7 protein-coding genes are annotated in these 8,362 nt (G+C 44.1%); all 7 read right to left on the minus strand.

All coding sequences use genetic code 11. The features are described 5' to 3' along the window. Positions 1–463 precede the first annotated feature (463 nt). The gene (gene hisC, locus EI161_RS12360) at positions 464–1,597 is read right to left on the minus strand and encodes a histidinol-phosphate transaminase (protein WP_192523622.1); all 1,134 of its coding nucleotides are present in this window, start codon (positions 1,595–1,597) and stop codon (positions 464–466) included. Positions 1,598–1,698: 101 nt separating this feature from the next. Further along, positions 1,699–2,994: a histidinol dehydrogenase gene (gene hisD, locus EI161_RS12365; protein WP_192523623.1), complete on the minus strand. Its 1,296-nt coding sequence runs from the start codon at positions 2,992–2,994 to the stop codon at positions 1,699–1,701. Between the two features lie 470 nt (positions 2,995–3,464). Continuing rightward, positions 3,465–4,160, minus strand: coding sequence for an ATP phosphoribosyltransferase (hisG, locus tag EI161_RS12370; protein ID WP_192523624.1), 696 nt, complete (start codon positions 4,158–4,160; stop codon positions 3,465–3,467). Positions 4,161–4,254: 94 nt separating this feature from the next. After that, positions 4,255–5,523, minus strand: a complete 1,269-nt coding sequence (murA, locus tag EI161_RS12375; RefSeq protein ID WP_192523625.1) for a UDP-N-acetylglucosamine 1-carboxyvinyltransferase — start codon at positions 5,521–5,523, stop codon at positions 4,255–4,257. A gap of 103 nt (positions 5,524–5,626) precedes the next feature. Beyond that, complete coding sequence (locus EI161_RS12380) at positions 5,627–5,878, minus strand: BolA family protein (protein ID WP_318779297.1); 252 nt, start codon at positions 5,876–5,878, stop codon at positions 5,627–5,629. A gap of 125 nt (positions 5,879–6,003) precedes the next feature. After that, the gene (locus EI161_RS12385) at positions 6,004–6,951 is read right to left on the minus strand and encodes an alpha/beta hydrolase (protein WP_192523626.1); all 948 of its coding nucleotides are present in this window, start codon (positions 6,949–6,951) and stop codon (positions 6,004–6,006) included. 321 nt (positions 6,952–7,272) lie between these two features. Beyond that, positions 7,273–8,103 (minus strand): BON domain-containing protein, encoded by an 831-nt coding sequence (locus tag EI161_RS12390; RefSeq protein WP_192523627.1) that lies wholly within the window; start codon positions 8,101–8,103, stop codon positions 7,273–7,275. Between the last annotated feature and the right edge of the window lie 259 nt (positions 8,104–8,362).

Consider the following 8,362-nt stretch of genomic DNA (forward strand, 5'->3'; position numbering starts at 1 on the left):
TTCTCTTTGTTGTGGTAAACAAGAGTGTAAGGCGTTGCTTATTTTTTTCAACTATTTCCCAATTCTATACAGCCCCTATAGTTCAAATACTTTAAAAGCGCTACGATACTGCGGGTATAGTTTTTTTGCAGCCTCTGTCTGCGTAGGCACAGCAAGCTAGAAAAAACGGTACCTGCAGTACATGATGTAGCGATATTACTTCTCACTGACTATAATACCAAACCCAAAAAATACGATTAGCTGTGTGTTCAAAAACTGCTTAAAGTAGTACAAAAGAGCCTGCTAACATGATGTTAGCAGGCTCTTTTTATTGCTGATAAATATTGTGTCGCTTCAATATTATACCATTCACAAAAATTAGAGTAGCAAGGAAAACGAGTGCAAGTGCTACGCCTTGTAGACTAAACGAGTTTGACACGGCTAATCGTACTTTTTGGGTTTGGTATTACAGTAGAGCCAAACATCAGTTAGCTTCGACACCCTCAATTGCTTGCAACGCTTTTAATGCACTGATCAAACGCTCATGCTGCGACTGCGTGCCGATAGTAATACGCAGGTATTCTTCCACACGAGGCTTCTCGAAATGACGAACAATAATACCCTGTTCGCGCAATGCACTCGCTACAGCACTCGCCTTGCCATCTTTTGGACGGGCAAAGACAAAGTTGGCATGTGATGGCAACACGTCATAACCTAGCGCGGTCAATTCTGCTGTCAACGAGGTGCGTAAATCGATCACTTGCTGACAAGTCTGCTCAAAATACTCAACATCCAACACACTAGCTGTCGCGCCAGTTTGCGCCAACTTATCTAATGGATAGCTATTAAAGCTATTTTTCATCCGGGTTAGCGCCTCAATCAATGAAGCATTACCAAACGCCATACCAACACGCAGTCCAGCCAGCGAGCGTGATTTTGAAAAGGTTTGAGTCACAAGTATATTGTCACACTCATTAATAAGGCTGATGGCTGATAGCTCAGAATCCGTACTGCCTTCTTCTACCTGAGCAAAATCTATATACGCCTCATCAATCACCACCACAGAATTCGAATGCTCGCTGGCAAGTTTACGAATATCAGCAAGCGACAATAATAAACCGGTTGGCGCATTAGGGTTGGCAATGATGATACCGCTACACGGCTGACGATAGGCATCAGGGCTGACACTAAAATCAGCTTCTAGGGCAATTTGTACCAGCTCTACGCCAAATGTCTGCGCATATACAGGATAAAAGCTATAACTAATATCAGGCGCTAAAACGGGGCGTTCCTTTAAGAAAAAACTGGCAAACACTAGCGCCAGCACTTCGTCCGAGCCGTTACCAACGAACACTTGGTTGATATCAAGATTATATAGCTCTGCCAATGCGCCACGCAAATCATCAGATTCAGGCGCAGGATATAAGCGCAGTTCATCCGCTTGCTGCTCTAAGACTTTGGCGATGGCTTCCCCTACTTTTGGTGAGGGCGGAAATGGATTTTCATTGGTGTTTAATTTGCATAAATTATCATGCTGAGGCTGCTCGCCAGGGACGTAAGGTGACAAATTACGCGCTTTAGATGACCAAAGCCTGGTATCTATCTTTAACTCACTCATAAGTTATCCTACTATTAGCCACATAAATTATTAAAAACAGGTTTTAAAAGTACTATCCAAAAGTACCATTTAAAAGTAACTCTCAAAGTATCCAAAACATATTACTGATAACGATAACGGGCTGAACGCGCATGGGCTTCTAAGTCCTCACGCTGCGCTAAAATATCTGCAGTTTCTGCTAACGGCTTACTACCAGATTCAGAACAATAAATAATCGATGATTTCTTCTGAAAATCATAAACGCCCAATGGCGAAGAAAAACGCGCGGTACCCGAGGTTGGCAACACATGATTGGGACCAGCACAATAATCGCCAATCGCCTCTGGTGTATGACGACCCATAAAGATGGCACCAGCATGACGAATGTCATCAAGCAATGCGTCGGGTTCATCGACAGACAATTCTAAATGCTCAGGGGCAACGCGATTAATAACCACCATGCCCTCCTCGCGGTCTTTAACCAATATAAGCGCGCCGCGATTTTTTAGCGAGTCACGGGCGATATCGGCTTTTGGTAATTCTGCCAATGCTTTTTCGATTTCTGCGGCGACTTCTTCAAGTTGCTTACGACTTGTCGTCACAAAGATAGCTTGGGCGATACGGTCATGCTCAGCTTGTGATAATAAGTCCATCGCTAGCCAATCAGCGCGATCTTGCGCCTCGCCTTCTGCATAGACTAATACTTCAGAGGGACCGGCAATCATATCGATGCCCACTTGACCGAATACCGCACGTTTGGCCGCAGCGACATATTTATTGCCCGGTCCGGTGATTTTGTCTACTGCTGGAATAGTTTCAGTACCGTAAGCTAATGCGGCAACCGCTTGTGCGCCACCAATGGTAAAGACGCGATCAACCTTGGCTAAATGCGCCGCTGCCAATACCAATGGATTGAGGACGCCTTTTGGGGCGGGTACCACCATAATAACTTCTTTGACGCCAGCAACTTTAGCAGGGATAGCATTCATTAATACCGAAGACGGATAAGACGCTAGACCGCCTGGTACATAAATACCGACGCGATCAAGTGGTGTGACCTTTTGACCCAAGCGATTACCCAGCTCATCTTCATACTGCCAAGTCTCTTGTACTTGGCGCTCATGAAAAGACTGTACCCGTGTCGCCGCGGTGATCAGTGCCGTTTTGACAGTACCATCAAGATTCAAAAACGCTTCAGCAAGCGCCTCTTTAGACAGCTCTAACTCTTGCATCGTCGTTGCTGGATGCTGATCAAACTGTTGGGTCAGTGCCAGTACCACGCTATCGCCACCATGACGCACGTTAGCAATAATATCATCTACCGTTTTTAGTAACTCAACATCATTGACCGTTTCAAAGGCTAATAATTGTGTCAATTGACTGTCAAAATCGGCATCTTGGGTACTTAACTGGCGCATGATTCCATCCTATGTTTGAGCATAAAATACTGCTAAAAATACACGCTATAAGACCACTTATAAAGAGACATAAAGCGTGTTTGCGGTTCACAAATTTTATGGTTGCTTGTAACTGCTTATTGCATGTTTTCTTATTCAAATGATACTAGGGCATGTCATCAATTAGCACATTTAATCATTTAGTGGTCTTAAAATGGCTAAATTTTGCCAAACATCGTCAAATAACTGGTTAATATCTCGATATTATCTGCGCTATTTTCCTTGTTTGACTACAATTTTGCTCATTTTAAGCCTCACAATCTAAATGATGACACGCCCTAGGCCGTGGCCTAAACTTAATGGTCTAGCAACCAACACAATAAAACCAGTTTAGCACGCTATGTCTATCATAGAGCGCTAAACTGGTTTTAAAATTTGTATAATGGTGCTTGATATTACCAATGATTGTCATCGTTTTATAAAGCACTAATTTATGAGGCGCTGGCAATACTGTCTTTAAAACTATCTAAGATAGGTTCCAGTAGGGCAAATTTGCGTTTATAGCTCACTTGATTGACGATAAGGCGTGAGGACACATCGCAAATATGATCGCGTGCTTCAAGGCCATTGGCACGTAAGGTATTACCCGTATCGACCACATCGACAATCAAATCACCCAAGCCGACCAATGGCGCAAGCTCCATTGAGCCATAAAGCTTAATCACATCTACTTGCTGACCTTGGCTGGCAAAGTAAGCGCGCGCAACATTGACATATTTGGTGGCGATACGCAGACGACGATTGGGTAGTGGCGCATCTTTTACCCCAGCAGTCATCAGCTTACATTGGGCAATCTGCAAATCAAGCAATTCATAAACATGATTGGCGCCGTGCTCGAGCAACACATCTTTACCTGCCACCCCAAAATCCGCTGCACCGTGCTCTACATAAGTAGGTACGTCGCTGGCGCGTAAAATCAATACGCGAACATTAGGATTTGAGGTAGGGAAAATGAGTTTGCGTGACGCTTCAGGGTCTTCTAACAAGTCAACGCCAGCAGCACGTAGCAACGGCATCGTTTCTTCTAAAATACGACCCTTTGACAAGGCCAGTGTTAAACCTGCAAACTCATCATTTACTTCATTTAATAAACCGTTACTTGGTAGGTTGTTGCTTGCTTCAGTCATAATGACTCATATCCGTGTACAGTTGGTATCCCCATCACAGGGAATTTTTTAATTTTGCAATGCTTTAATGCCGTATTTAACTAAGCCATCAAAACTAATCGTTGGTACTAATACGCTCGATATTGACGCCCAGCGCACGCAATTTGTCTTCGACATGCTCATAGCCACGGTCAATATGATAAATGCGGTCGATTAAGCTCTCGCCTTCAGCAGTCGCCGCTGCCATCACTAATGACATAGAGGCACGTAAATCCGTCGCCATAACAGGAGCAGCAGTGAAGTTTTCCACTCCTTTCACAACCGCAGTATGGCCATCGACTTGGATAGAAGCGCCCAAACGATTAAGTTCAGGTACATGCATATAGCGATTCTCAAAGATATTCTCGATGAAAGTACTGGTACCATCGGCAATGCAAGCAATGGCCATTAGCTGCGCTTGCATATCGGTGGGAAAACCAGGATGCGGCTGTGTGCGAATATCAACGGCTTTTGGGCGACCTGTCATCTGCGCGCGAATCCAATCATCACCAGTAGTAATGATTGCACCCATATCTTCAAACTTCTCTAGTACAGGTGATAATAATAGCGCAGAAGTATTTTTGGCCAATACATCACCGCGCGTCATCAACGCCCCAGCAAGGTAAGACCCTGTCTCGATACGATCTGGCACCACTGAATATTCACAACCATGTAGACGTTCAACGCCTTCGATAGTCATGGTTGACGTACCGATACCGCTTATTTTGGCGCCCATGGCAACCAGCATATTGGCCAAATCCACCACTTCTGGCTCCAGCGCGCAATTACCCAACACGGTAGTGCCTTTGGCAAGCGTGGCTGCCATAATCACGTTTTCCGTACCACCAACGGTAACCATGTCAAATGAGAAGTTACAGCCGATTAGCTTGCCGCCTTTTGGTGCTTGCGCTTTCACGTAACCATTCTCTACGCTAATTTCAGCGCCCATGGCCTCAAAGGCTTTTAGATGCTGATCAACAGGACGAGAGCCAATGGCACAACCACCTGGCAAGGAGACTTCGGCTTCCCCAAAACGTGCCAACAATGGCCCAAGCACTAAAATTGAGGCACGCATAGTTTTGACCAAATCATACGGCGCATAAAAGTTATCGATACTCTTGGTATCGCAAGTAACGGTATCGTCTTGTTTTTGGATATTGATACCCATGCCACCGATCAATTTAATCAAGGTACGCACATCTTGTAGCGATGGTACATTGTGCAGTGTCGTCGGCGTCTCAGCCAATATCATCGCCGCAAGTAACGGCAACGCGGCATTTTTGGCGCCTGAGATAGTAACTTCCCCTGCGATACGACTGCTACCGGTGATTAAAAATTGATCCATAAAGGTGACAACCTAGCAATGAGTATAAAAAAGTATGAAAACCAGTAGTTATAGACCAGCAAAAAATTGCCAGTGACACAAATCTAGTCAGATATAAAAAGTATTAGCCTTGCGATTGAACTTCCCATTCAGCAGGCGTTAATGCTTGAATATTAAGCGCATGGATATCACCGCTCGCAATTTTATCATTAACCAGCGCGTAGACGGCTTGCTGACGTTGAACGGCGCGTTTGCCTTCGAAACTGGCATCAACCACGCGTACATCAAATTTCGTACCTTGGTTGGCAGCTTGAATAAAAGCGTCTGGGAAGTGAGTTTGTAAAAATGCGATCAAATCGTCAGCGTTCATGCTCATAAAGTATTCTGCCTTAAAGGTTAAGATAGGGTATAGATTTAAAGTGACAACATTATAACAAGAGTTTAAGCATCTTACAGTACTGTCTTACGTAACTGCGCTTAACTATTCATGGATGAATAGCATTAGAGCGCTTTATCCAAGTACGCCAATACCTGAGCACGCACATCATTGATCCAACGCAGTGGTGGCGCCATCGCACCAATACTGGTGGCATGACTGGCTCCTTCGATGTCACCTGTTTCCACGCTAACCCCTGCATCTTTTAAAGCCTGTGTCATTTTAATGGTGTTGGTCACGTGGACAATCTTATCTTTTTCGGCAGTCAACAATAAGTAGGGTGGCTGCTCGCCTTTTATTTGACGGTCTGGCATGACGTCGTCTGGTGTGGCATCGGCAGCAAAAGCTGTCGAACTATCAAATTTTCGGAAGTCATAACTATAAGGACCAGCAATACCAATGACTGTCGCGATATCTGTTGGCTTTATACCATAAGGGGCCAAAAAGTCTTCATTAGCGACCGCTGCAACCGCGTTAAATGCACCAGAAGAATGCCCGACAACCGCCAATCGCTTAGGATCAGCATGCAGGCTGGTCGCATTATCGATACTCCAAGCAATCGCTTGTGCCGCATCTTCTACATAGTCAGGATACACATGCTCAGGTGCTTTACGGTAATTAATCACCGCCGTGACATAGCCGGCTTGTGCCAAACTTTGACCGACAAAGGCATATTGATCTTTATTACCATTCTCCCACGAGCCACCGTGAACAAAAACTACCATGGGATAGCTACCAGTAATAGTACTCTCGGCTTTCATGGCTTTCGTTAAAGATTTGGGGTAATAAACATCCAAGTCTTGCAATGGTTCATCGCCATATAGAATATTTTTGCTCACACCCACACCGCCACTTGAGGTAATACCATTGACGATAGCAAGTGGTGATAACGCTTGGGCCTGCTGGGTAGCCAGCACAATTCCACCAACTGCTAGTACGGTGGTAATACCTGTGCTGATAAGTTTGGGCGTGCTTGTCTTAGTTGTTTGTGTCGCTGTACTTACATCCTTCATCGCCAGTATCCCTATTATATTTATATATTGACCCACCATTTATCGCATTACGACTATAGCATCACGACAGTCTATTTATAAAAACCCATCTGACACTGTCATTCGATATTGTGCTGGCACGTCTACTGCACTATTTTATTTTTACTGGCTTCTATCTTACTGGCTAGATAAGGACTTTTCGTGTTTTTCCTGTTAGTGCTGTTTAGGCTTATTGTCATAAATACCATACGACCCTAACCACAATCAGCCTCTAAAACTCTATTTGAGTGCTCAAATCGCTTAGCTTAGCTAAACTAAATCACACTATTGAATAGTCGTTGTTTACTGATCTTGGTAAAGGTCAATATATGAGCTAGATGAGGGTTGATCGACTGGCTCCCCTTCTTCTGTGATGACAATGGGTGTCGCCGTATTAGCAGTATTATTTTCTACAGATTTATTCAGGCTGGGGCTAGCACTCGCATCAGCCACTGCCTCAGAATTGCCCAAATCATTCTCATACATGATATCGTCTTCGCTTATCTTTACCCCTCTATCATCGACGACGGTGGTCAGCAATACCAGCTCCGTCACACCAACGGTGCTATTGGCAATATCAATCAAATGGCTTTGCTGCGTTGGGGTCATACGCCCCATGATATAGACCACACCATTATTGGTGACAGCTTTAACCTGTGAGGCTTTGACCCCACTATTAGCAGCGACCTTTGCCAGCAGCTTTGAAGTAATATAACCATCATGGACGGTCGAGCTATAGCCTTTTGAAGCACTGACATTCATCTCGTTATAGACACGGCGTACATCTGGCATCGAGCTGACAACTTTTTCAACTTCTGCTTTGATTGCCTCGGTAGGTACTTCGCCTGTCAATAGAACTTCGCTATTAAAGCTATCAATACCCATGCGGCTGGTTTGCTGCAAATCTTCTTTGAGGCCATAGACATTGATTTTGACCGTATGTTCGATACTGCGATCGAGCAATCGCTGCGGAATGGTACGCTCCGTCATCGGTACGCCATAATTACCTTCTGTACTATTGGTTAAATAGTTGGTGGTACAACCAGTGGTGACGATGCTGGCCATTAGCATAACACCAGTCACCGTACGACGTGTTGAGCCAACTATAGCAGTGCGCAAATGCATCCGTGTCATGACTTACCTCTTGAAACATGGTTGATAATGTAGAACATGATTGACAATAATGACGATTGATAGCTGTAGCGTTTATAAAAATCGTGCTTACGTTAATAATTTTAATTCAGCTACTTTACTTAATTTTGGCTGTGTTTTAATAATGTGTTGATTAATTTAATGATAGAATAATGGTGTTATAGTAGTTTTGATTTAAGCAAACAAAAGGAATTAAGTATATGGTAGTAGATATCACTAACCCCGAATTAGTAGACAAAGA

The organism is Psychrobacter sp. FME5 (genome assembly GCF_014861375.1).
In the GTDB taxonomy this organism is placed as follows: domain Bacteria; phylum Pseudomonadota; class Gammaproteobacteria; order Pseudomonadales; family Moraxellaceae; genus Psychrobacter.